Annotated in this window: 21 protein-coding genes; 20 read left to right on the top strand and 1 reads right to left on the bottom strand. The window is 46.4% G+C overall.

Annotation, left to right across the window (positions count from 1 at the left end; all coding sequences use genetic code 11):
• Positions 1–3: 3 nt before the first annotated feature.
• From B9Y67_RS15815 to B9Y67_RS15845, 7 genes are all read left to right on the top strand, one after another.
• Positions 4–1119, top strand: a complete 1116-nt coding sequence (locus B9Y67_RS15815; protein ID WP_085508131.1) for a carbamoyl phosphate synthase small subunit — start codon at positions 4–6, stop codon at positions 1117–1119.
• Entirely contained in the window at positions 1098–4298 is a 3201-nt protein-coding gene (carB, locus tag B9Y67_RS15820) for a carbamoyl-phosphate synthase large subunit (protein WP_085508133.1), read from the top strand. Before B9Y67_RS15815 ends, carB begins: the two co-directional genes overlap by 22 nt.
• Positions 4295–5062: a dihydroorotate dehydrogenase electron transfer subunit gene (locus tag B9Y67_RS15825; RefSeq protein WP_085508135.1), complete on the top strand. Its 768-nt coding sequence runs from the start codon at positions 4295–4297 to the stop codon at positions 5060–5062. Before carB ends, B9Y67_RS15825 begins: the two co-directional genes overlap by 4 nt.
• Complete coding sequence (locus B9Y67_RS15830) at positions 5059–5970, top strand: dihydroorotate dehydrogenase (RefSeq protein ID WP_085508137.1); 912 nt, start codon at positions 5059–5061, stop codon at positions 5968–5970. The genes B9Y67_RS15825 and B9Y67_RS15830 overlap by 4 nt, the downstream gene beginning before the upstream one ends.
• A complete protein-coding gene (pyrF, locus tag B9Y67_RS15835; protein WP_085508140.1) occupies positions 5967–6680 on the top strand; it encodes an orotidine-5'-phosphate decarboxylase in 714 nt (237 codons plus the stop codon). The genes B9Y67_RS15830 and pyrF overlap by 4 nt, the downstream gene beginning before the upstream one ends.
• Positions 6673–7296 carry an orotate phosphoribosyltransferase gene (gene pyrE / locus B9Y67_RS15840; protein WP_085508142.1) on the top strand — a complete coding sequence of 208 codons (624 nt, stop codon included), beginning with the start codon at positions 6673–6675 and terminating at the stop codon, positions 7294–7296. The genes pyrF and pyrE overlap by 8 nt, the downstream gene beginning before the upstream one ends.
• 225 nt (positions 7297–7521) lie before the next feature.
• The gene (locus B9Y67_RS15845) at positions 7522–7791 is read left to right on the top strand and encodes a hypothetical protein (protein ID WP_085508144.1); all 270 of its coding nucleotides are present in this window, start codon (positions 7522–7524) and stop codon (positions 7789–7791) included.
• A gap of 44 nt (positions 7792–7835) precedes the next feature.
• On the opposite strand, the gene B9Y67_RS15850 is transcribed toward B9Y67_RS15845, so the two are convergent.
• Positions 7836–9557, bottom strand: a complete 1722-nt coding sequence (locus B9Y67_RS15850; RefSeq protein WP_085508146.1) for an Rqc2 family fibronectin-binding protein — start codon at positions 9555–9557, stop codon at positions 7836–7838.
• A gap of 93 nt (positions 9558–9650) precedes the next feature.
• Here B9Y67_RS15850 and B9Y67_RS15855 point away from each other — a divergent pair, with 93 nt between their 5' ends.
• From B9Y67_RS15855 to B9Y67_RS15915, 13 genes are all read left to right on the top strand, one after another.
• Positions 9651–10586 carry a YicC/YloC family endoribonuclease gene (locus tag B9Y67_RS15855; RefSeq protein ID WP_254901828.1) on the top strand — a complete coding sequence of 312 codons (936 nt, stop codon included), beginning with the start codon at positions 9651–9653 and terminating at the stop codon, positions 10584–10586.
• A gap of 175 nt (positions 10587–10761) precedes the next feature.
• On the top strand, positions 10762–11025 hold the full coding sequence (gene remA, locus B9Y67_RS15860; protein WP_028782721.1) for an extracellular matrix/biofilm regulator RemA: 264 nt from the start codon (positions 10762–10764) through the stop codon (positions 11023–11025).
• Between the two features lie 11 nt (positions 11026–11036).
• Positions 11037–11657, top strand: a complete 621-nt coding sequence (gene gmk, locus B9Y67_RS15865) for a guanylate kinase (RefSeq protein WP_085508148.1) — start codon at positions 11037–11039, stop codon at positions 11655–11657.
• Positions 11654–11875, top strand: a complete 222-nt coding sequence (rpoZ, locus tag B9Y67_RS15870) for a DNA-directed RNA polymerase subunit omega (protein WP_085508149.1) — start codon at positions 11654–11656, stop codon at positions 11873–11875. The genes gmk and rpoZ overlap by 4 nt, the downstream gene beginning before the upstream one ends.
• Positions 11876–12023: 148 nt before the next feature.
• Complete coding sequence (coaBC, locus tag B9Y67_RS15875; RefSeq protein ID WP_085508151.1) at positions 12024–13220, top strand: bifunctional phosphopantothenoylcysteine decarboxylase/phosphopantothenate--cysteine ligase CoaBC; 1197 nt, start codon at positions 12024–12026, stop codon at positions 13218–13220.
• A complete protein-coding gene (gene priA, locus B9Y67_RS15880) occupies positions 13213–15630 on the top strand; it encodes a primosomal protein N' (RefSeq protein ID WP_085508154.1) in 2418 nt (805 codons plus the stop codon). Before coaBC ends, priA begins: the two co-directional genes overlap by 8 nt.
• A gap of 18 nt (positions 15631–15648) precedes the next feature.
• Positions 15649–16596 (top strand): methionyl-tRNA formyltransferase, encoded by a 948-nt coding sequence (gene fmt, locus B9Y67_RS15885; RefSeq protein ID WP_085508157.1) that lies wholly within the window; start codon positions 15649–15651, stop codon positions 16594–16596.
• Positions 16589–17938, top strand: a complete 1350-nt coding sequence (rsmB, locus tag B9Y67_RS15890) for a 16S rRNA (cytosine(967)-C(5))-methyltransferase RsmB (RefSeq protein WP_085508159.1) — start codon at positions 16589–16591, stop codon at positions 17936–17938. The genes fmt and rsmB overlap by 8 nt, the downstream gene beginning before the upstream one ends.
• 44 nt (positions 17939–17982) lie before the next feature.
• Positions 17983–18741, top strand: coding sequence for a Stp1/IreP family PP2C-type Ser/Thr phosphatase (locus B9Y67_RS15895; protein ID WP_085508161.1), 759 nt, complete (start codon positions 17983–17985; stop codon positions 18739–18741).
• Positions 18741–20798, top strand: a complete 2058-nt coding sequence (gene pknB / locus B9Y67_RS15900; protein WP_085508163.1) for a Stk1 family PASTA domain-containing Ser/Thr kinase — start codon at positions 18741–18743, stop codon at positions 20796–20798. Before B9Y67_RS15895 ends, pknB begins: the two co-directional genes overlap by 1 nt.
• A gap of 12 nt (positions 20799–20810) precedes the next feature.
• Positions 20811–21686, top strand: a complete 876-nt coding sequence (rsgA, locus tag B9Y67_RS15905; RefSeq protein ID WP_085508165.1) for a ribosome small subunit-dependent GTPase A — start codon at positions 20811–20813, stop codon at positions 21684–21686.
• A 2-nt stretch (positions 21687–21688) separates the two neighbouring features.
• Positions 21689–22339, top strand: a complete 651-nt coding sequence (gene rpe / locus B9Y67_RS15910) for a ribulose-phosphate 3-epimerase (RefSeq protein WP_085508167.1) — start codon at positions 21689–21691, stop codon at positions 22337–22339.
• Positions 22340–22391: 52 nt separating this feature from the next.
• A complete protein-coding gene (locus B9Y67_RS15915) occupies positions 22392–23039 on the top strand; it encodes a thiamine diphosphokinase (RefSeq protein ID WP_085508169.1) in 648 nt (215 codons plus the stop codon).
• Positions 23040–23046: the final 7 nt, after the last annotated feature.

Genomic DNA, 23046 nt, shown 5'->3' on the forward strand with positions numbered 1-23046 from the left:
TCGATGACAATCAAACAATTGGTATTGGAAGATGGCAGTTATTTTGTTGGCGAAGGATTTGGAAGTGAAGAGGATTCTATCGGAGAAATTGTTTTCAATACAGGAATGACAGGTTATCAGGAAATCATTTCTGACCCCTCTTACTGCGGGCAAATCGTCACCTTCACCTACCCGTTAATCGGGAATTATGGCATCAACCGGGATGATTTCGAATCAGTCGACCCGGCCATTTTAGGGGTTGTAGTGAAGGAGCACTGCGACACACCATCCAATTTCAGAAGTGAAGAGACACTGGATGAATTTTTAAAAGCAAAGCAAATTCCAGGTATCTCGGGCATTGATACCCGCAAGCTTACGAAAATCATTCGTAAGCACGGAACCATGAAAGCGATGATCACATCCATGGAGCGGTCTGTTTCGGAAGTATTGGAATTGCTTGATCATACAGCCTTGCCAACAGACCAGGTCAGCCAGGTGTCAACGATCAAACCATATGTCGTACCTGGAAGGGGATGCCGGATCGTACTGATGGATTTCGGAATGAAACACGGGATATTGAGGGAATTGACGAAACGGGATTGCCATGTAACCGTTGTTCCTTACGATACCAGTGCCGAGGAAATCAACCGCTTGAAACCTGATGGGATCATGTTGACCAATGGTCCGGGAGATCCGAAAAATGTGCCAGAAGCAATTGAGACGATCAAACAGCTCATTGGTCACGTGCCGATATTCGGGATTTGCCTCGGGCATCAGCTGATCGCTTTAGCAAGCGGGGCGGACACGTCGAAAATGAAGTTTGGTCACCGTGGGTCTAATCAGCCTGTCAAAGATTTGAGGACCGGTAAAACATATATCACTTCACAGAACCATGGCTATGCCGTAAACCAGACTTCTTTGGAAACGACTGAACTGGAACTGACCCAAACATCCTTGAATGACGACTCGGTAGAAGGACTCGCCCACCGCGTTCATCCGGTATTTTCTGTTCAATACCATCCGGAAAGTTCTCCAGGCCCGGAAGACACCGAGAGCCTGTTCGATGAATTTCTAACCAATATTCGCACCAGTAAGAAGCAGCAGAAGGAGGAAGCCGTATGCCTAAACGTACAGATTTGAAAAAAATTCTAGTTATTGGTTCAGGACCGATCATCATCGGCCAGGCAGCCGAATTCGATTACTCAGGAACTCAAGCCTGCCAGGCATTGAAAGAAGAAGGCTACGAAGTCATTCTTGCTAACTCGAATCCAGCAACGATTATGACCGATTATACGTTCGCGGATGAAGTCTATATGGAGCCGCTAACCGTGGAGTTCATGACCAAAATCATCCGGAAAGAGCAGCCGGACGCCATTCTGCCTACCCTTGGAGGACAAACCGGGCTGAATCTGGCAATGGAACTGAGCAAGACTACGATTCTGGAAGATTATGGTGTCGAACTGCTCGGTACGAAAATGGAGGCGATTGAAAAGGCGGAGGACCGGGAGATCTTCCGTAATTTAATGCATGAACTCAACGAGCCGGTGCCGGATAGTACAATCGTCAGCAGTGTCGAGACTGCAACAGACTTTGCTGCGGAAATCGGCTACCCTGTCATCGTTCGTCCTGCATATACGATGGGCGGAACCGGAGGAGGAATGTGCGACAATGAAAAAGAGCTGCGGGAAATTACCCGCAACGGCCTGTCCCTTTCCCCGGTGAATCAATGCCTGATTGAAAAGAATATCGCCGGTTTCAAAGAAGTGGAATACGAAGTGATGCGGGATAAAAGCGACCATGCCATCGTAGTCTGTAACATGGAAAACTTCGATCCGGTGGGTATCCATACAGGGGATTCCATTGTGGTGGCGCCATCTCAGACGTTAAGTGACCGGGAATATCAACTCTTAAGGAACGCTTCTTTGAAAATTATCCGGGCGCTTGGAATAGAGGGCGGCTGTAACGTTCAGTTAGCGCTTGACCCTGAAAGCTTCCAATATTATGTGATTGAAGTGAATCCGCGTGTCAGCCGTTCATCGGCACTAGCTTCCAAAGCGACTGGTTACCCGATCGCAAAACTTGCTGCTAAAATTGCGGTGGGACTTACCCTTGATGAAATCAAGAACCCGGTCACCGGTACCACATATGCTTGTTTCGAGCCGGCACTTGACTACGTTGTGACCAAAATTCCACGCTGGCCTTTCGATAAATTTGCAAAAGGTAACCGGATTCTTGGTACACAGATGAAAGCAACTGGTGAAATCATGTCCATCGGCCGGAATTTTGAAGAATCACTGATGAAGGGTGTCCGCTCGCTGGAGGGGAAAACCGAAGAGCTGTATCTCGGTTATCTGACTGATCTTCCTGACGAAGTGCTTGATCAGCGGCTCATTAAAGCGGATGATGAACGGATATTCGTACTGGCAGAAGCATTGCGCCGCAACCGGACACTGGAGGAACTGCATGACCTGACCGGCATTGATTTCTTTTTCCTTCATAAGCTGAAAAAGCTGATTGATTTGGAAAAGGTAATTACGGCAGAAAAGCTTTCCTACGAACCGATCAGGAAAGCGAAGCAGTTAGGGTTTTCCGATCAGCAAATAGCCCGGCTGACAGGGGATGAGGTAGATGAAGTCTATCAGTACCGACTTACGAATCAGATCACTCCTGTCTATAAAATGGTAGATACGTGCGCCGGTGAGTTTGCATCAGAGACACCATATTATTACAGCAGCTATGAAGAAGAGAACGAATCCGTTGTTACCGACCGGAAGAAGGTGCTCGTCATCGGTTCCGGACCGATCCGGATTGGCCAGGGTGTGGAGTTTGACTATGCCACCGTACACTCGGTACTCGCCTTGAAGGAAATGGGCTTTGAAGCCATCATTATGAATAATAACCCGGAAACGGTGTCAACGGATTTCAGTGTTTCCGATAAATTGTACTTTGAACCATTATCATTAGAAGATGTGATGCATGTCATCGAACTGGAAAAACCGGAAGGGGTCATTGTACAGTTCGGTGGACAGACAGCAATCAACCTGGTCGATGGGCTCAGCCGGAGAGGAGTTAAAATCCTCGGAACCACCATGGAAGCCATCAATGAAACAGAAGACAGGGATCTGTTCGAACAGCTTCTCAATCGACTGGAAATAGCAAAGCCTGGTGGAGAAAGTGTCACCAGTGTCGATGAAGCGATCGTTACAGCGCGTCAAATCGGTTATCCTGTAGTGGTCCGTCCTTCTTATGTACTCGGAGGGCGTGCGATGGAAATTGTCTATGGAGAAACAGAATTGCTTTCCTATATGGAGGAGACCGTAAGAGATTACAGTGATCACCCGATATTGATCGATAAATATTTAACAGGGATGGAAATTGAAGTGGACGCGATCAGCGATGGAGAGACAGTCGTCATTCCTGGCATCATGGAACACATCGAGCGTGCGGGTGTCCATTCCGGAGATTCGATGGCAGTTTATCCATCCCAGCGACTCAGCGAGGAATTAAAGCAGCAATGTGTCGATGCGACGATCAAAATTGCCAGGGAATTGAATATGCAAGGGCTAATCAACATCCAATTCGTCGTCCATAACGGTACAGCTTATGTACTCGAAGTGAATCCAAGGGCGAGCAGGACTGTGCCATTTTTAAGTAAGATTACCGGTATTACAATGGCCAACCTGGCAACAAAAGCTATCCTTGGGCAAAACCTGACAGAACTTGGGTATGAAACTGGTGTAGCAGGCTGCCCGGATGGTGTCTACGTGAAAGTGCCTGCCTTCTCTTTCGAAAAGCTGCGCAGTGTCGATACAACACTTGGACCAGAAATGAAATCAACCGGTGAAGTCATCGGATATGACAGCACGCTCGAAAAAGCTTTATACAAAGGAATGACAGCGGCCGGCCTCAAGATACCTGTCGAAGGTTCTGTGCTGCTGACCGTTGCTGATAAGGATAAAAAAGAAGCGCTTGAGATCGCCCGTACTTTCCATGAACTCGGCTTCAGGCTTTATGCAACCATCGGTACAGCCGATGCCATTCAATCTGCTGGTATACCGGTACAGACAGTCAGTAAAGTAGGAGCTACGGATATGAATATCATCGATATCATCCAGTCAGGCAATGTCCAATTTGTCGTCAATACGTTCACAAAAGGACAGCAGTCACGCAGCGACGGCTTCCGGATCCGCCGTACTGCAGTGGAACACGGCATTGCCTGCCTGACCAGCCTGGACACGGCAAAAGCGATTGTAGATGTGATTGATTCCATGTCCTTTACAGCAAGATCGATCGGTAATCGTGAGGTGACGCTATCATGATGATCCGGGAAGAGATGGAAATTATCTCCCATGAACGAATTGCAGAAGACACCTATCGAATGGTATTGCTAGGGGATCTGCCAGCTGAAATCAAGCAGCCAGGCCAGTTTGTCCACATACTGATCGATCAAAGCGACTCACTAAGACGTCCGATATCAATAGCTGATGCTGATCCAGCCAAGGGAACATTGACGATTCTTTATAAGATTCTTGGAAAGGGGACCGCTGCTCTGTCGAAAATGCAGAGCGGCGATCACCTCGATGTACTTGGCCCTGGCGGTAATGGGTTTCTAATCGATAGCATATCTGCGGAACGGGCGCTGCTTGTCGGTGGCGGAATTGGTGTTCCACCCTTGTACTATCTGGCGAGACAGTTAAAGGAGAAAGGGATCGAGGTTACGACCGTGCTAGGATTTCAGCACGAAGCCTCGGTCTTTTTTGAGGAAGAATTCCGTGAGTTGGGGGAAGTATTCGTGACTACCAATGACGGGTCATACGGAAATAAAGGTTTTGTAACAGACATACTTCCTGACTTGGACGGGCGCTTCGATACTTATTTCTCATGCGGGCCGGCCGTTATGTTAAAAGCTGTATCTGAAAAACTGGACGGCTATGAAGGGTATCTTTCGATAGAAGAGCGATTAGGCTGTGGTGTCGGAGCATGCTTTGCCTGCGTCGTGCAAGCCCCGGAAGGCGATGCCAAAGGTTACCGCAAAATCTGTCATGATGGCCCTGTCTTCCGAACAGGTGAGGTGATTCTATGACGAAGCTAAACCTTTCGCTGCCAGGACTAGATTTGAAAAACCCAATTATGCCGGCCTCCGGATGCTTTGGTTTCGGAAAAGAGTTCAGTGAGTTTTATGACTTATCTGAGCTTGGGGCTATCATCATTAAAGCGGCAACCGGCGAGACACGCTACGGTAACCCTACTCCTCGGGTTGCAGAAACATCTGCCGGTATGCTGAACGCCATCGGCCTGCAAAACCCAGGTGTGGATCGAATCATTTCAGATGAACTCCCGTATTTAAGTAATTATGATACCCCTGTGATTGCCAACGTAGCTGGCAGCACGGTGGAAGAGTATGTCGAAGTGGCAGAGAAGATATCACAGAGCAGTACGATCAAAGCGCTGGAACTGAATATCTCCTGTCCGAATGTCAAAGAGGGCGGGGTGCAGTTCGGTACCGATGCAGCCCTTGCTGCTGAAGTTACCAGACAGGTGAAACAAGCAAGTGAAGTGCCGGTGTATGTCAAGCTGTCGCCGAATGTCACAGATATAGTAGGGATGGCAAAAGCAGTGGAAAAGGCGGGAGCTGATGGCTTATCCATGATCAATACGTTAACAGGTATGCGACTGGACCTTCAGCGCAGGAAGCCGATTATTGCCAATCAGACAGGCGGACTGTCCGGTCCAGCCATCAAGCCGATCGCCATCCGGATGATTTATCAGGTCTACCAGGAGGTTGACCTCCCCATTATTGGCATGGGTGGAATTGAAACAGTAGATGATATCATCGAATTCCTCTTTGCTGGTGCAAGTGCGGTTGCTGTTGGCAGCGCCAATTTCAAAAATCCATTCATCTGTAAAGAACTGATTGATCAGTTCCCCGAAGCGATGGAACGTTATGGATTTGATCAGGTGGAAGAAATGATAGGAGGAGCACACCGTTGAAAACCGTTGACCCTTTATATATAGCATTGGATATGGAAACAGATAGACAGGCGATCGACTTTTTGGATTATCACCACCTGGCTTCGCTTCCTGTCAAAGTGGGGATGGAACTTTTTTATCAATCAGGACCGGCTATTATATCCAGCCTGAAAGAACGCCAGCATCCTATTTTTCTGGATTTGAAACTGCATGACATCCCTACCACCGTAAAAAAGGCGATGCGTAACCTTGCCCGTCTCGACGTGGAAGTCGTCAATGTCCATGCCCAGGGAGGAATAGAAATGATCGCCGCTGCAAGAGAAGGGCTGGAAGCCGGGTGTCAAGGCAAGGCGCGTCCGGTATTACTGGCGGTAACACAGCTTACTTCTACCGACCAAACGATGTTTACAGAAGAACTGCGACAACAGGGAACCGTTAAGGAATCTGTCATTCACCTTGCACAACTGGCAAAAGAAGGAGGAGCCGATGGTGTTGTATGTTCGGTTCATGAAGTAAAAGCCATCAAAGAAGCCTGTGGTGACAACTTTTTAACGGTAACGCCAGGTATCCGGCCGGAAGGAAGTGCGCGCAACGATCAGAAACGGGCTGCCACGCCAAAAGAAGCAAAGCAGGAAGGTACAGACGCTATCGTTGTCGGAAGGGCAATCACTGCCGCTGAACATCCGGGAAAAAGCTATCAACAAATAGTCGAGGAGTGGAACCATGACTGATAACCAAAATATTAGTAAAAGTCTCTTGGAAATAGGAGCGGTCCAGATTCGTCCAGATCAGCCATTTACGTGGACATCCGGACTGAAGTCACCCATCTATTGTGATAACCGTCTGACGATGTCCTATCCTGGAATCAGACGGGAAATCAGGGATAAGTTTGTCGCGCGCATCAAAGAAATGGATGCAACTGTCGATGTCATTTCCGGCTGTGCGACAGCTGGCATTCCTCATGCAGCTTTTATCGCAGAAGCGATGGATTTACCTATGGTGTATGTCCGATCGTCTGCAAAAAAGCATGGGAAAGGAAACCAGATTGAAGGAAAGATTAATCCAGGGGATCGGGTTGTGGTCATTGAAGATCTAATTTCCACAGGAAAGTCATCCATTGAAGCTGCTAAAGCATTGCAGGAAGCGGGAGCAGAAGTTGTTCAAGTGCTGGCAATTTTCAGCTACGGCCTTCCGGAAGCCGCAGAGGCTTTTGAACAAGCAGGATTTACTTACCAGACCCTCACTGATTTTAAGGAACTGATTGCTTATATGAGGGAAGACGGTCAGCTGGATGAAGAAGCCGAAGCGAAATTAGAACAATGGCAGCGCGAACCATCCGCCTTTTAATACCAAGCCCTCTTACAGTAAAACTCCCTGTTTCCGTTACGTTAGTAACGGCAGGTAAACATCTCGAAATCAAAGTCTTCGACTTTTCGTTGGTTTAATTGAATAATTTTTCTTATGCACACACCGAAAGGTTTTTCAGGGATAGAGACAGTTGAGTTGTGCTGAGGGCTTGAGTTATGTACCATATAGTGTATATAGACATCAGAGCGACAATGGTGGTGCATAATGAAATCACGTAAACATTCCATGTTCATACTTACAAATGCCATTCTTGGATTGATTACATGTTTTGGCTATCTTTATGTATGGTTTACTTATTCTTTTATGGAAAGCATGTGGTCCTGGCCACCGGTTTTGACGCTGGTGGCAGGAGTGGGAGTTTTTTTTCTGTGGAACAAATGGCTGCTCCGGAGAGAAAAAAATAGATACTGGCTCCAGGCGGTTTTTTCCTATGGAGCAACCATCCTCGTATTCATCTACTTCTTAACAAAATAATAAGCTTTACAGACTTGCTACAAGCAAAAAAAGGATGGTTCTCCCTATTGGGAGGAGCCATCCTTTTTTAGTTTCTTAATAAACGTCGGATCTGGAGTTACGAACAATGTCTGCTGGTTATCATAGATGACATACCCTGGTTTAGCGCCTGAGGGTTTTTTGACATGCTTGATCAGCGTGTAGTCGACCGGTACGGAAGATGACTGGGAAGACTTACTGAAATTAGCGGCAAGCTGTGCTGCCTCCAACAATGTATCTTCCGATGGATCATTCGACCGTATGACAACATGGGAGCCTGGGATGTCTTTCGTATGAAGCCAGACATCATTTTTGTTCGCCAGCCGGTTGGTCAAATATTCATTTTGCTTATTGTTACGTCCCACGTAAATTGTGGTGCCGTCACTGGAATGGAATGTTTCCGGTTCCGGTGTCTTTGGTTTGTTTTTGCGTTTTTGCGTCTGAGGTTTCTTCTTCAGATAGCCTTCCTCGCGCAGTTCTTCTCTGATTTCATCGATATCCTGTTCCCTGGCTTTCTCTACCTGTTCAATCAACTGATCCAGATAACTGATTTCTGTTTCCGCTTTATTAATTTCTTCCTGGACCACTTGTTTTGATTTTTTCATCTTTTGGTAGGTTTGGAATAAGCTTTGGGCATTTTCACTTGGTGTTTTATTCGGGTTCAGCTCGATGGAAATCGTCGGCTGTTCCGGGTCATAGTAGTCGACGACATCTACTTTTTTATCACCCTGTTTTACAAGGTGTAAGTGAGCTGTCAACAGTTCCCCTTCTTTTTGATAATCATCCGCCTTCTCCGCTTTTTTCAATGTTTGCTGGTGCTTTTTGATCTTTCGGATATTTTTATCCCGTTCATTTTTCAGGAAGCGGTATAAATCTCCGGCCTGCTGTTTGACACGGTCACGTTCCGCCTTACCTGAATAGAAGGCGTCCAGCATATCACTTACCCGGTCGAAAGTTTCGCGTTCTCCTTCCAGCGTTGAAAGAGGGAGCACATAGAATTGCTCCTTGTTTCCATATAAAATGCTTGGCGTATAATCATGGTTTGCCAATTGCTGTTGAAATGATAGGAAAGCTTCCTTGTACCTATCCACTGACCCCAGCCTTGCCTGGTGGGCGAGTTCCCTGGTAATCAATGGGGAGCACCCCATCAAAATATTCAATATCTGCCTGTCCATTTTTCCTGCATTGAAATCAAGTTTCCGGACGAATGAGTCACCGTCGATTTTAAGCGGGTTGATTTTCCCTTGTTCCGGCGGAAATTTATAGGGCTGGCCGGGCATGACCGTCCGGTGGCGGTTTTGGGACGGCGGAAGATGCTTGATACTGTCCAGGATATGGCCTTTTTCTTCATCAACGAGGATGATGTTGCTGTGTTTTCCCATCACTTCGATGATCAGTATTTTGGTCGTTTCATCGCCCAGTTCATTCCTGCTTTTGATACGGAAACGGACAATCCGCTCCATCTCGACCTGCTCAATTTCTTCAATGAAACCACCGACCAGATGCTTGCGTAATAACATGCAGAACATCGGCGGCTCCTTCGGGTTGTAATAATTATCATCGGTCAGGTGAAATCTGGCATAGCTTGGATGCACAGATAATAATAATGAATGGTTTTTGCGATGGGATCTCACCGTAAAAACCAATTCTGTTTCTGTTGGCTGATAGATTTTCATGATTCTTCCTGTTGCTAACGTTTCATTCAATTCATTGGTTGCGGCTCGAGTTACAACTCCATCAAATGACATGTGCGTTCACCTCTCAATGTTGCTAGTATAGCATGTTTATGGGGGGGTTCTCTATCATCCTGCGTGTTTTTCGTAGCCATGGAGGAAGTCTTTTTGATAAAATGGAGAACAGCATGGAAAGATAATGAGTTGACGGGTGTGATGGTAATGGTAACAAGTATGACAGGATATGGAAGAGAAACGGTCGATCTGGAAGAAACGCGGGTAAGTCTGGAAGTCAGGGCAGTTAACCATCGATTTCTGGATATATCGACGAAAATGCCACGGTCATTTTTGTTTTTAGAAGATAAAATGAAAAAAGTGATACAACAGTCGATTCGGCGTGGAAAAATAGATGTTTTCGTCACGGTTGACGGTGAAGGACTGGGCAGCCAAAAACTGAAGGTGAATTGGAGCCTGGTGGACCAATATATGGAACGTCTGGAGGAAATGCAGGCGCGATATGGGTTGTCCGGCGAATTGACAGTCGATCTTGTAACAAAGCTGGAAGATGTCTTTACCGTGCAGGAAGAAGAGCAGGATGAAAGCCGGCTGGAACGTACCCTGTTAACAACACTCGGGGCGGCAGTCAAAAAAGTAGTGCAAATGAGGGAACAGGAAGGTGCTGCTTTAAAACAGGATATGCTTGATCGTTTATCCCGGATTCACCAGGTCATTGACAAACTGTCCGATAGAAGGGAAACAGTCATCGAAGCCTACCGGGAAAGGATAAAGGATCGTATTGAACAATATGTTCAGGAAGAATTGAAGGCGGAGGAATCCCGGATTTTGCAGGATGTCGCTTTGCTCGCTGAAAAAGGGGATATTACAGAAGAATTAACGCGGCTTCGTTCCCATATCGAACAATTTAGCGCTACAATAGAAAAGACGGATGCCATTGGTCGTCGTCTGGACTTCATCGTGCAGGAAATGCATCGGGAGGTAAATACCATCGGCTCTAAATCAAATGATGCCAAAATCAGCGAATGGGTGGTATTATTAAAGAGTGAAATTGAAAAAATCAAAGAACAAGTCCAAAATGTAGAATAAGGATGAAGTTCTTTCCCCTGTACGGGCAAAGCGATTTTTTCACAAGCGGAATAGGGAGCCACCTCCTTCACCAGCTTGAAAAACAACCATAGGAATCATACAATTTACACTGCTTGCATTTTTTCCTTATAATATAAGTAATGCAAAGAGAACGTGTCATGAAGGAGGAACTGTTTTGAGTCTGAAATTGATCAACATAGGATTCGGTAATGTCGTCTCTGCAAATAGGGTGATTTCAATCGTATCACCGGAGTCTGCTCCGATTAAACGTATTATTACCGTTGCAAGAGACAATAATAAATTAGTAGATGCTACATATGGCCGCCGTACACGAGCGGTCATCATTACGGATAGTGACCACGTCGTCCTCTCCGCTGTTCAACCAGAAACAGTAGGGCAACGGGTGATCAGTCATGACGATATATCTGATGAAAACTAGGAGGACACAAAGTGATTGAAGAGAAAGGCATTTTATTCATACTCTCAGGTCCATCCGGTGTTGGAAAAGGAACCGTCAGGAAATCTCTTTTCGAACAATCGACAGATCTGAGGTACTCGATATCTATGACCACTCGGGGCGCCCGGGAAGGGGAAACTGACGGTGTCGATTATTTTTTCAAAAGCCGTGAAGAATTTGAAAGATTGATAGCAGAGGGTAAATTGCTCGAGCATGCTGAATATGTAGGCAATTATTATGGGACACCGAGGGATTATGTGGAAGAGACACTGGAGCAAGGGAGAGACGTATTCCTGGAAATTGAGGTCCAGGGAGCTCTTCAGGTGAAAGAGAACTTTCCGCAAGGCGTATTCATTTTCCTCATTCCACCGAGCCTGGAAGATTTAAAAGACAGGATTGTAAGCCGTGGTACGGAAACAGAAGAGAAGGTCAAAAACCGTCTGCATCAGGCGAGAACAGAAATTGAAATGATGGATGCCTATGATTATGTAGTCGTTAATGATGAGGTTGATCATGCGGTCAAAAAAGTACAATCCATCGTCATGAGTGAACATTGCAAACGGGAACGTGTCGCCAAACAATATAAAAAAGCACTGGAGGCTGGTCAATCATGATGCTCGAACCATCTATCGATTCATTGCAAAAGCAAATCAAGTCCAAGTATACGTTAGTAACACTATCCGCTCGCAGAGCACGCGAACTTCAACAGGAGGGCGAACCGATGATTCAAAAACCTCAGTCTGATAAGTTTGTTGGAGTGGCTCTGGAAGAAATCCGTGAAGGAAAACTTACCTATTCATTCGCGGATGAAATTCAGGAACGTCAATTCTAATCTCAGAAACTGAAACGTTCATGAAAACAATTCAGTGGGAAGCTGAAAACTTTTAGTATGAAAGAAAGCCGCGCTCAATGCTGTACTTAGCGCGGCTTTCCCTATAGATAAGGACTAATCGATTAAGAAGTAAAGGGAGAAGATGGTTATGCTGAAGGGAAAGCGGATTGTGCTCGGTGTTTCCGGGGGTATTGCCGTTTATAAAGCAAGTGCATTAACAAGTAAACTCGTACAGGCGGGGGCTGAGGTTAAAGTAATCATGACGGAGAGTGCGATGGAATTTGTCACACCCCTAACTTTCCAGGCGTTGTCACGAAATCCGGTCTATACCGATACATTTGATGAAAAAGATCCCCGGTATATTGCCCACATTGATTTAGCGGACTGGGCGGATTTATTTTTAATTGCACCTGCGACCGCAAATATCATTGGGAAGCTGGCCAATGGGATTGCAGATGATATGCTCTCCACAACCCTGCTGGCTACAGAAGCTCCGGTTTATGTAGCCCCGGCAATGAATGTACATATGTATGCCCACCCTGCTGTCATCAAAAACATGAAGACACTGGAACAGTGGGGCTATAAATTCATTGAACCTGGTGAAGGTTATCTTGCCTGTGGCTATGTTGGCAAAGGGCGGCTGGAAGAGCCGGAAACGATTGTATCGGTGTTGGAGAAGGTCGATCGTCCCGGCTGGCTGGAAGGGAAGCGTGTACTGGTAACAGCAGGTCCGACACAAGAAAAAATCGATCCCGTCCGATATTTCACCAATCCATCCACCGGAAAAATGGGCTTTGCCCTGGCAGAGGAAGCGGCGAGGCTGGGAGCTTCCGTAACACTGGTTGCAGGTCCAGTCCAGCTTGATACACCCCCAGGGGTCAATCGGATAGGTATCATTACTGCCGAAGAGATGTATCAGGCTGTCCACGATCGTTTTGATGCCCAGGATATTGTCATCAAATCGGCTGCAGTGGCAGATTACCGGCCGGCAGTCACTTACGAACAAAAGATGAAAAAGCAGCCTGGCAATTATGTAGTAGAAATGGAACGTACCAAAGATATTCTAAAAACCCTTGGCGAGGAAAAAAAGCATCAATTCCTGTTAGGGTTTGCCGCGGAAACAACCAATCCTTTAGACTATGGCAAAGAGAAGCTGGAAAAGAAAAATCTGGATGCCATCGTCGTGAACAATGTCGCAGTTGAAGGGGCGGGGTTTGGTTATGATACTAATGCAGCAGTATATATAAACCGTAATTTTGAGGAAACGGAGCTCCCGATGATGAGTAAGCAACAATTGGCTCAACATATTTTCAATCAGATAAAGTTGGATATCACTCATGAGTAGCCAGAACATTGCCCGGGTTGTTGTCGATGTACCCTCATCCCAGACGAATCGTCCCTTCGATTATCGTATTCCGGACAAGTATCAGGGGATTGTGCAGCCTGGAGTGCGAGTCATCATTCCGTTCGGTCCCCGTAAAGTGATGGGGTATGTCGTTGCATTAACGGATGAAAGTGAATTTGACAAATTAAAGCCGGTCTCGGACGTGCTTGATTTGACCCCGATTCTTACCAGTGAACTGCTTAATCTTGGTAAGTGGCTGACCGATAAGACGCTGAGCTTTTACATTTCATCGTTTCAAGTAATGCTGCCCCAGGTGCTGAAAGCTAAATACAAAAAAGAACTATGGCGCCTGGACGAAGAGGAACTGCCTCAGGCGTTAGAGCAGCTGTTCGCCGGCCGTGATGTCATCGATTTTGAAGAGTTTGAACAGGCTGGCATCAGCTACCATCAATTGCAGAAGGTAGTTCATGATGGATTGATCGATGTGCATTATGAAGTGAAAAGCAAGGAAACGAAAAAGACAACCCGAATGATACAGCCTGGAAAAAGCTCCTTAGAACTGGAAGAATCTGCCGTTGATCTCCCGAAACAGGCGGTGAAACAAAAAGAAGTCATCCACTACTTCATCGAAAATCCGGAACCGGTCTCCCAGAAACATTTGCTGGCTGAGCTGAAAACCACAAGGGCTTCGTTAAAACCATTGTTAGAAAAAGGGTTAATCGTGGAATTCAAACAGGAAGTCTACCGCGACCCTTATAAGAACAGAGAATTTGAACGAACAGACCCCTTTCCACTGACAGAGGAGCAACAAGCGGCGATAACGCCGGTACTTAAGGATATCGAAACGAATAGCCATGAAGTCATGCTGCTTCACGGGGTGACTGGCAGCGGAAAAACCGAGATTTATCTCCAGTCGATCCAGGAAGTTATCGATAAGGGAGAAGAAGCGATTATGCTTGTTCCGGAAATCGCTTTGACACCGCAAATGGTCGAGCGCTTCAAGGGGCGGTTCGGTTCCCGTGTAGCGGTCATGCATAGTGCGTTGTCAGCGGGAGAGAAATATGATGAGTGGCGGAAGATCCAGCGGAAAGAAGTGCAAGTGGTCGTTGGCGCCCGTTCGGCTATTTTCGCCCCATTTACGAAACTGGGCATCATTATCATCGATGAAGAACACGAGACCAGTTACAAGCAGGAGGACCACCCGCGTTACCATGCCCGGGATGTAGCTATCTATCGTGGGGAGCGGCATAACTGTCCGGTTGTACTTGGAAGTGCCACACCGACACTCGAAACCTTCGCACGCGCGAAGAAAGGGAATTATCGTCTGTTGACGCTTTCGAAACGAATGAATGATGCTTCCATGCCGGAAGTTGAACTGGTCGATATGAGAGAAGAGCTGCATGCCGGTAACAGGTCCATGTTTTCACGGGTGTTGATGGAAAAAATACAGGAACGGTTACATCGTAAGGAGCAGGTTGTCTTGTTTTTAAACCGGCGCGGCTATTCGACCTTCGTCATGTGCCGGGATTGCGGTTATGTCAGCGAGTGCCCTCATTGCGACATTGCTCTCACCTATCATCGGAAGCAGGAGCGTTTAAAATGCCACTATTGTGGCTTTGAAGAACCTTTGCCTAGCCGCTGTCCAGAATGTGAAAGTGAATCGATCCGCTATTTTGGCACAGGGACTCAAAAGGTGGAAGAAAACCTCCAGCAGCTGCTCCCTGAGGCGAAAGTCGTTCGGATGGATGTCGATACCACCAGAAGAAAAGGCGCCCACGAAAAACTGCTCTCCCAGTTTGGGCGAGGAGAAGCGGATATCCTGCTAGGAACGCAAATGATTGCGAAGGGACTTGATTTTCAAAATGTGACACTCGTTGGGGTATTGACTGCAGATTCGCTGCTGAACCTCCCGGATTTTCGTGCAGCTGAAAAAACATTTCAACTATTGACCCAGGTCAGCGGGCGTGCAGGACGGCACTTGAAACCAGGGGAGGTAGTGGTACAGACATACACCCCAGAACACTATAGCATTGAACTTGCGAGCCAGTATGACTATGATCAATTTTTCAATCATGAAATGAAACTGCGGAAGGCATTCCAATATCCGCCTTTTTATTATTTGACCCTGATTACCGTGTCCCATCCTAATCAATTGAAGGCACAGGAGGTCACTCAGAAAATATGCAAGTTCCTGAAAGGGAAATTATCAGACAGTACCACCATCCTTGGTCCGACTCCTTCTGCGCTCGCCCGTATCAAAGATAGATATCGTTACCAATGCATGATAAAATACAAGCAAGAACCAGAGCAGCGGAAATTATTGAAAAAAGTGCTACATTATTACGATGAAGATATCAGAAAGAATGAGCTGCAGATTTCGATTGATTTTCAACCATACCAGCTCATGTAAAGAAGGGAGCCGCCAATCATGACAAAAATCGCATTCATGGGAACACCAGACTTTGCTGTTCCCGTTTTAGAACAACTAATCACAGACGGTTATGAGGTTGTACTGGCCGTTACACAGCCGGATCGGCCAAAAGGGAGAAAGCGGGTAATGACCCCCCCTCCAGTAAAAACAGCAGCCGAGAAGCACGGCATCCCTGTATTTCAGCCGGAAAAAATAAAAAATGAGTACGAGAAGGTGCTGGCGTATGAACCGGATCTCATTGTAACCGCAGCTTTCGGTCAGATATTGCCGAAAGATTTGCTTGAAGCACCAAAGCATGGATGTATCAATGTGCATGCTTCTTTATTACCCGAACTTCGCGGTGGTGCCCCTATCCACTACGCGATTTTACAAGGGAAAAAAAAGACGGGGATCACCATCATGTACATGGCGGAGAAACTTGATGCTGGTGATATTCTCTCACAAGTAAAAGTAACGATCGAAGAAGATGACCACGTCGGTTCACTCCATGACAAACTGTCTCTTGCCGGCGCAGAACTTCTTCATGAGACCCTGCCAAAGCTTTTAAACGGAGAGCTGGAGCCGAAGAAGCAGGATGAAACGTTCGTCACCTTCGCTTCCAATATCAAACGGGAGCAGGAAGAGATCAACTGGACAAATGACTATGAGACCGTTTATAACCAGATTCGCGGTCTGCACCCATGGCCTGTCGCCTACACCTATTGGAAGGGAAAGCCGATGAAAGTATGGTGGGGAGAAAAAGTGGCTGCACCTGGGAAAGGTGAACCTGGTGAAGTAACGGATGTACAGGAAGACGGCTTTGTCGTCATGACCGGTGATGAGAACGGAATTAAAATAACAGAACTGCAGCCAACGGGAAAAAAACGCATGTCTGCTGCTGATTTCCTGAATGGCGCAGGAAGTAAATTACAGCGTGGGGATAAGTTAGGAGAAGGCAATGAGTAAATTTGTATTACGGGAAACCGCCCTGGATTTATTGACCAGGATCGGTGAACAAGGCGGTTTCAGTCACGTATTGATTGACCGGGCGATGAAACAGGAAGAGCTCATGGAGCGGGACGGAGCACTTTTGACAGAAATTGTTTATGGAACCTTGCAGCACCGCAATCTTTTAGCCTATTATGTTGATGACCGTCTCAAAGGAAAGAAGAAGCTGCGTCCCTGGGTGAAGTGGCTGCTCTATATGTCGGTGTATCAAATGCAGTTTTTAAATAAGGTACCCGACCATGCCATTATTCATGAAGCTGTAGAAATAGCCAAAAAAAGAGGCCACAAAGGAATCGCTTCTCTCGTCAATGGCGTACTTCGTAACATACAGCGGGAAGGAGTCCCGGACACAAGTAAAATCGAAGACCCGATCCGTCGGCTTGCCATTGAAACCAGTCACCCGGAATGGCTGGTAGCCAGTTGGGTGGATATGTACGGATTAGAAACGACGAGCGACATGTGTCATACGAACCTTACTCACAAAACGGTCAGTGTCCGTGTCCAGCCGATGAAAGCGGACAGGCGTGAGGTAATGGAACAACTGATGAACGAGGGCTTTGAGGTATCGCCTTCGATGCTCTCGGGGCAAGGTATTTTAATCCATAAAGGCAACATACTAAAGCATGATTTATTTCATAATGGGACCCTTACGATTCAGGATCAAAGCTCGATGCTGGTGGGAGAAATGATGGACGTGAATCCTGGGATGACCGTGCTTGATGCCTGCAGCGCTCCTGGGGGAAAGACTACCCATATAGCTGAAAAAATGCAAAATGAAGGGAACGTCATCGCTTACGACCTTCATGCCAAAAAAGCAAAACTGGTGGCTGAAAAGGCGAAACAGCTTGATCTCTCTATCATAACCGCCGGACAGGCCGACAGCAGAGCTCTCGGTGACAAACATAAGCCGGAAAGCTTTGACAGGATTCTCCTGGATGCCCCTTGTTCCGGGCTTGGCGTGTTGCGCAGCAAGCCGGACATTAAATACCATAAACAAGAAAAAGATATCCTGGTGCTATCCTCCATACAGGATGAATTGCTGGAGAGTATGGCCCCATTGTTGAAGAAGGACGGCAAACTCGTTTATAGTACATGTACAGTAGATGCTCGTGAAAATGAGCAGGTCATTGAGCGGTTTTTGACCAACCACCCGGAATATATCGTCGACCCTGCTTTCAGAAACGATCTCCCTGATGAACTGAAGGAGGCGCCGGGGCTGAGTGACTATGGCTTGCAGCTTTTCCCCCAGCACTATGATACAGATGGGTTCTTTCTGACGAGATTGCTTAAACAAAGCTAGAATAACCTATAAAAAAATTTTGTATTTGAAGACGAGGTGAAAGGATGAACGGGTACTTTTTGACCGATAGAGGCCAGGTGAGAAACCATAATGAAGACGCGGGCGGCCTCTTTGTTAACGGCCGTCACCAGACTCTCGCAGTAGTAGCGGACGGGATGGGCGGTCACCGTGCAGGAGATGTGGCTAGTGAAATGGCCACTTCTTATTTACATAACCATTGGCAGAGTGCCGAAAAAATAACTTCACCGGAGCAGGCGGAAGAATGGCTGAAACAGGCCATCCATTCCATCAACCAGACGATATTAGACCATTCCACTACAAATGAAGAATGTAAAGGGATGGGTACGACGGTTGTAGCAGCCATATGTACGAATGAATTTGTAACCATTGCCCATATTGGAGACAGCAGATGTTATTTAGCCAATCAATATGGATTCAAGCAGGTGACAGAGGACCATTCATTAGTGAACGAACTTGTCCGATCCGGCCAAATTACTAAAGAGGATGCGGAACAGCATCCACGGAAGAACGTTTTACTGAAGGCGCTTGGTACGGAACCGGAACTGTCTATTGATGTCCAGTCGATAGGCTGGGAAAAAGAAGATGTTTTACTGTTATGCAGTGATGGACTGACGAACAAATTAACAGATGAAGAATTATATGACCTTGTCAAACACCCGCTTGAACTGGAAGAAGCTGCAAACAGGCTGGTTACTATCGCGAATGAAAGAGGCGGAGAAGATAACATTACCTTGGCACTCGTGCATTATGATCACCCCAATGAGAAAGAGGGTGGCATGTAATGTTGAACAACCGCCTGTTGAACGAGCGGTATCTGGTTAAAGAAATGATCGGCGGCGGTGGGATGGCGAACGTTTATTTAGCTGAAGACACCATTCTTGAGCGGGATGTTGCCATCAAAGTGCTTCGTCTGGAATATGGAAACGATGAAGAATTCATTGCAAGGTTCCACCGGGAGGCACAATCAGCAACAAGTCTTTCTCATCCCAATATAGTGAATATCTATGATGTAGGCGAAGAAGATGACATTTATTATATGGTCATGGAACATATCGACGGGATGACATTGAAGAAATACATACAGCTGAACAGTCCTGTAGATGTTTCCGATGCCATTGCTATCATGCAGCAAGTGACATCCGCAATCGCTCATGCCCATGAGAACGGAATTGTCCACCGGGACATCAAACCAGAAAACATTTTGATCGATCATTTTGGACAAGTAAAAGTAACCGATTTTGGTATAGCGATGGCACTTAGTGCTACAGCGCTCACCCAAACGAATTCAATCCTTGGCTCGGTCCACTACCTTTCACCGGAACAGGCCAGGGGAGGCGTTGCTACCAAAAAATCAGATATTTATTCCATGGGAATCGTATTATTTGAATTATTGACTGGCAGGCTCCCATTTTCTGGTGAATCGGCGGTTTCGGTGGCATTGAAACACCTTCAAAATGATACACCTTCCATGAAGCGTTGGTACCCTGACCTGCCGCAGAGCGTGGAAAACGTTGTCTTGAAGTCGACTGCCAAAGATCCGCTGCAACGGTATGGCAACGCCCATGAGATGGAAATGGATTTAGAAACATCGCTGGACCCTGCAAGAAAAGATGAAGCTCCTTTCACTATTGATGAGGATGATATAGACGAAAAAACGAAAGCGATCCCCGTCATTACAAAAGAAGCATTCGAAAATCATCACAGTGATGAAACAATCGTCCACACCAATGGAAACAGCCATGGTACCAAGCCAGTACCGATCATGAATGAACAGCCCCGGGAAAATTCAGAAGAACTGAAAGAGAAGAAGAAAAAGAAAAAGAAAAAGAAGGTTTGGCCTTGGCTGCTGACAATATTTCTAGTGCTGCTGGCTGGCGGCATTGCCGCGTTATTGCTAATACCGGGATTGTTAGAGCCGAAAGATGTTGAAATGATCGATGTGACTGGGATGGAATATGAAGAAGCGTTTAGTGAACTTAGAAACTTGAATCTGCAAGTCGAAAGAAAAACGGAGTACTCCGATACAGTAGAAGAGGGATATGTGGTTAGAACGAACCCTGAGGCAGGGAAGACGATCAAAGAGGGATCGACCGTGACCGTTTTTTCCAGCGATGGAAAAGAGACCGCGACTTTTGGCGACTATGTCGGTGAGGATTTTGAAAAAGTTAAGACCGAGTTGGAGGAAAATGGCTATGCCAGTGTAAGAAGCATCCAGGAGCGTTCCACGGAATATCCTGCCGGGACCATTATCGAACAGATCCAGCCCCAGCCGGATGAAGACGTAGTTCCTGAAGATACCCGGGTCATCTTTGAAGTCAGTGCTGGTCCGCCTACTGTCATGTTACAGGATTTAAGGGGGCGTTCACAGGCTGATGCGGAAAGGTATTTAGAAGAGAACAACCTCGGGGTCGAAGTAGAAGAATCTTTTTCCGATAGTACCGGAGAAGGACTGGTCATGTCCCAGAAGCCAGACCCATACCAGGAAGTGAATGAAGGCTCGACTGTTACGATTGTCATTTCCAAAGGCCCGGAAGCGAAGCCGCATACTAAAACGGTGACGGTCGAGGTTCCTTACGAGCCGGCACAGGAAGAAACAGATGAAGAAGAGAATACAGACGAACAAGGACAGGATGAAAATAACGAAGAAGAACCACAGGAACAGGAAGTAATCATCTATGTGAATGATATGGAAAATGATATCTCCGAAGTTTACGAAAAAACGATGATAACAGAAGATACAGAATTTGATATCGAGTTGATTATTGCCCCTGGCTCAGAAGCAAGTTACCGAGTTGTACGAGATGGAGAAACAGTTGCCGAAGAAACGGTTGCATATTAGGATGGTGAAAAAATGCCAGTAGGAAAAATAATAAAAGCGTTGAGCGGCTTCTATTATGTCTATTCAGACGGAGAAGTTTATCAGTGTAGAGGAAGAGGCGTATTCCGGAAGCAAAAGATCACTCCGCTGGTAGGTGATGAAGTCACGTTTGAAGCGGAAAACCAACAGGAGGGCTATGTGCTTTCTATTGAAGACCGGAGGAACGAACTGGTACGCCCGCCAATCGCCAACGTGGATCAAGCATTAATCATGACTTCTGCCAAGAACCCGGATTTCAACCCTTTGCTGCTGGACCGTTTTCTTGTCCTGATTGAAGCGAACCGTATTGAACCTTTGATTGTCATCTCAAAGGTTGATGGAGCGGAAGAAAAAGAGAAGATCAGAGCGTTTCAAGCCATCTACGAGAGAATCGGCTATCCCGTCATCCTTACGTCTAAGGAAACAGATATGGCACTCGATCAAATTGAAAAACATTTGACTGACAAGATCACCGTAGTTGCTGGTCAGTCAGGTGTAGGAAAATCCACTCTCTTGAATCACCTGGATCCTGCTTTGGCTATTGAAACCAATGAGATCTCAGAAAGTCTCGGTCGTGGGAAACACACAACCCGCCATGTAGAACTATTTGAAATTGCAGGTGGGCTGGTAGCTGATACGCCTGGGTTCAGCTCATTGGAGTTTCAGGACCTGGAAGAAGATCAGCTGCCGGAATGTTTCCCGGAATTCCGGGAAGTACAGCATTTATGCAAATTCAGAGGCTGTCTCCATAAAAAAGAGCCGAAATGCGCCGTAAAAGCTGCTGTAGATAATGAAGAGATATCAAGCCAGCGTTACGACCATTACTTACAGTTTTTAGAAGAAATCCAAACCAGAAAGCCGAGGTATTGACTATGACAAAGATAGCACCTTCTATATTGTCTGCAGACTTTGCAAAGCTGGGACAGGAAATCGAAGAAGTAGTGAATGGAGGAGCGGACTACATCCATATTGATGTGATGGATGGACATTTCGTTCCCAATATCACCATCGGCCCATTAATTGTCGATGCTGTCCGTCCAGTTACGGATCTTCCATTAGATGTTCACTTAATGATAGAAAATGCCGAACAATACGTTGAAGCATTCGCAAAAGCAGGCGCTGACATTATTACCGTACATCAGGAAGCGAATGTACACCTGCATCGCACCATTCAATTGATCAAAAGTCATGGCGTGAAAGCAGGCGTTGTCATTAATCCGGCGACCCCCGCAGAAACGATCAAACCAATTCTTCAGGATGTCGATCTCGTATTGTTGATGACGGTCAACCCTGGTTTCGGCGGGCAATCTTTCATTGACTCCGTCGTGCCTAAGATACAACAGATCTCCCATTGGAGAAAAGAATTGGGGTTATCCTTTGAAATAGAAATTGATGGAGGGGTCAACAAAGATACAGCCCGCACCTGTGTGGAAGCTGGTGCTGATGTACTGGTTGCCGGTAGTGCCGTCTTCAATAAAGAAGACAGAAAAGCAGCCATTGATGCGATCAAGAACGCCTATTAATCAGACAGCCGCACATGGTGCGGCTGTTTCCATTCAGTGAGGAGTGTGGCAGATGAAACACGTAGCCATAGTCGGAGGGGGACCGAAACGGTATATCCCTGATTTAACGGAATATGATAAAGACAATATGATATGGATTGGTGCGGATCAAGGAGCGGAAGTATTACTGGAACAGGGCATTCCCATCAGCCTGGCTGTCGGTGATTTTGATTCGGTGACCGAAAATCGTCTGGAAGAAATCAGGAATTGTGCCAAACATATGGACGTTCATCCGGAAGAAAAAGACGACACCGATCTCGAGCTGGCAGTCAAAGCAGCTTTGAAAGAAAAACCTGACCAGATTTACCTGTTTGGGGTGACCGGCGGCCGAATCGATCATACGCTCGCCAATATTCATTTGCTGCATCAGACAGAACGGGCGAATGTACCGGCTGTAATAATTGATCAACAGAACCAGATTGAACTTACTACACCAGGTAATCATCGAGTCAAAAAAGTCGATGGTTACCCTTATATCTCTTTTATTCCGATATCTATGACGGTAAAGAAGCTCTCACTCGATGGTTTTTATTACCCATTGAACGACAGGGACCTGCCCCTCGGGTCCACTCTTTGTATGTCAAATAAGCTTGTAAAAGAATATGGTACTTTTTCCTACGACCAAGGCATACTATTGTTAATAAGGAGTCGAGATAGTTGAGAATGCG

It is taken from the genome of Thalassobacillus devorans (assembly GCF_900176565.1).
Classification (GTDB): domain Bacteria; phylum Bacillota; class Bacilli; order Bacillales; family Halobacillaceae; genus Thalassobacillus; species Thalassobacillus devorans_A.

Coding starts and splice junctions, on each gene's coding strand:
- carB (WP_085508133.1), top strand. CDS start 1,098: ATGCCTAAACGTACAGATTTGAAAAAAATTCTAGTTATTGGTTCAGGA.
- B9Y67_RS15915 (WP_085508169.1), top strand. CDS start 22,392: ATGAAACACGTAGCCATAGTCGGAGGGGGACCGAAACGGTATATCCCT.
- rsmB (WP_085508159.1), top strand. CDS start 16,589: ATGAGTAAATTTGTATTACGGGAAACCGCCCTGGATTTATTGACCAGG.
- fmt (WP_085508157.1), top strand. CDS start 15,649: ATGACAAAAATCGCATTCATGGGAACACCAGACTTTGCTGTTCCCGTT.
- B9Y67_RS15825 (WP_085508135.1), top strand. CDS start 4,295: ATGATGATCCGGGAAGAGATGGAAATTATCTCCCATGAACGAATTGCA.
- rpe (WP_085508167.1), top strand. CDS start 21,689: ATGACAAAGATAGCACCTTCTATATTGTCTGCAGACTTTGCAAAGCTG.
- B9Y67_RS15845 (WP_085508144.1), top strand. CDS start 7,522: ATGAAATCACGTAAACATTCCATGTTCATACTTACAAATGCCATTCTT.
- rpoZ (WP_085508149.1), top strand. CDS start 11,654: ATGATGCTCGAACCATCTATCGATTCATTGCAAAAGCAAATCAAGTCC.
- pyrE (WP_085508142.1), top strand. CDS start 6,673: ATGACTGATAACCAAAATATTAGTAAAAGTCTCTTGGAAATAGGAGCG.
- priA (WP_085508154.1), top strand. CDS start 13,213: ATGAGTAGCCAGAACATTGCCCGGGTTGTTGTCGATGTACCCTCATCC.
- rsgA (WP_085508165.1), top strand. CDS start 20,811: ATGCCAGTAGGAAAAATAATAAAAGCGTTGAGCGGCTTCTATTATGTC.
- B9Y67_RS15895 (WP_085508161.1), top strand. CDS start 17,983: ATGAACGGGTACTTTTTGACCGATAGAGGCCAGGTGAGAAACCATAAT.
- B9Y67_RS15850 (WP_085508146.1), bottom strand. CDS start 9,557: ATGTCATTTGATGGAGTTGTAACTCGAGCCGCAACCAATGAATTGAAT.
- B9Y67_RS15815 (WP_085508131.1), top strand. CDS start 4: ATGACAATCAAACAATTGGTATTGGAAGATGGCAGTTATTTTGTTGGC.
- B9Y67_RS15830 (WP_085508137.1), top strand. CDS start 5,059: ATGACGAAGCTAAACCTTTCGCTGCCAGGACTAGATTTGAAAAACCCA.
- coaBC (WP_085508151.1), top strand. CDS start 12,024: ATGCTGAAGGGAAAGCGGATTGTGCTCGGTGTTTCCGGGGGTATTGCC.
- pknB (WP_085508163.1), top strand. CDS start 18,741: ATGTTGAACAACCGCCTGTTGAACGAGCGGTATCTGGTTAAAGAAATG.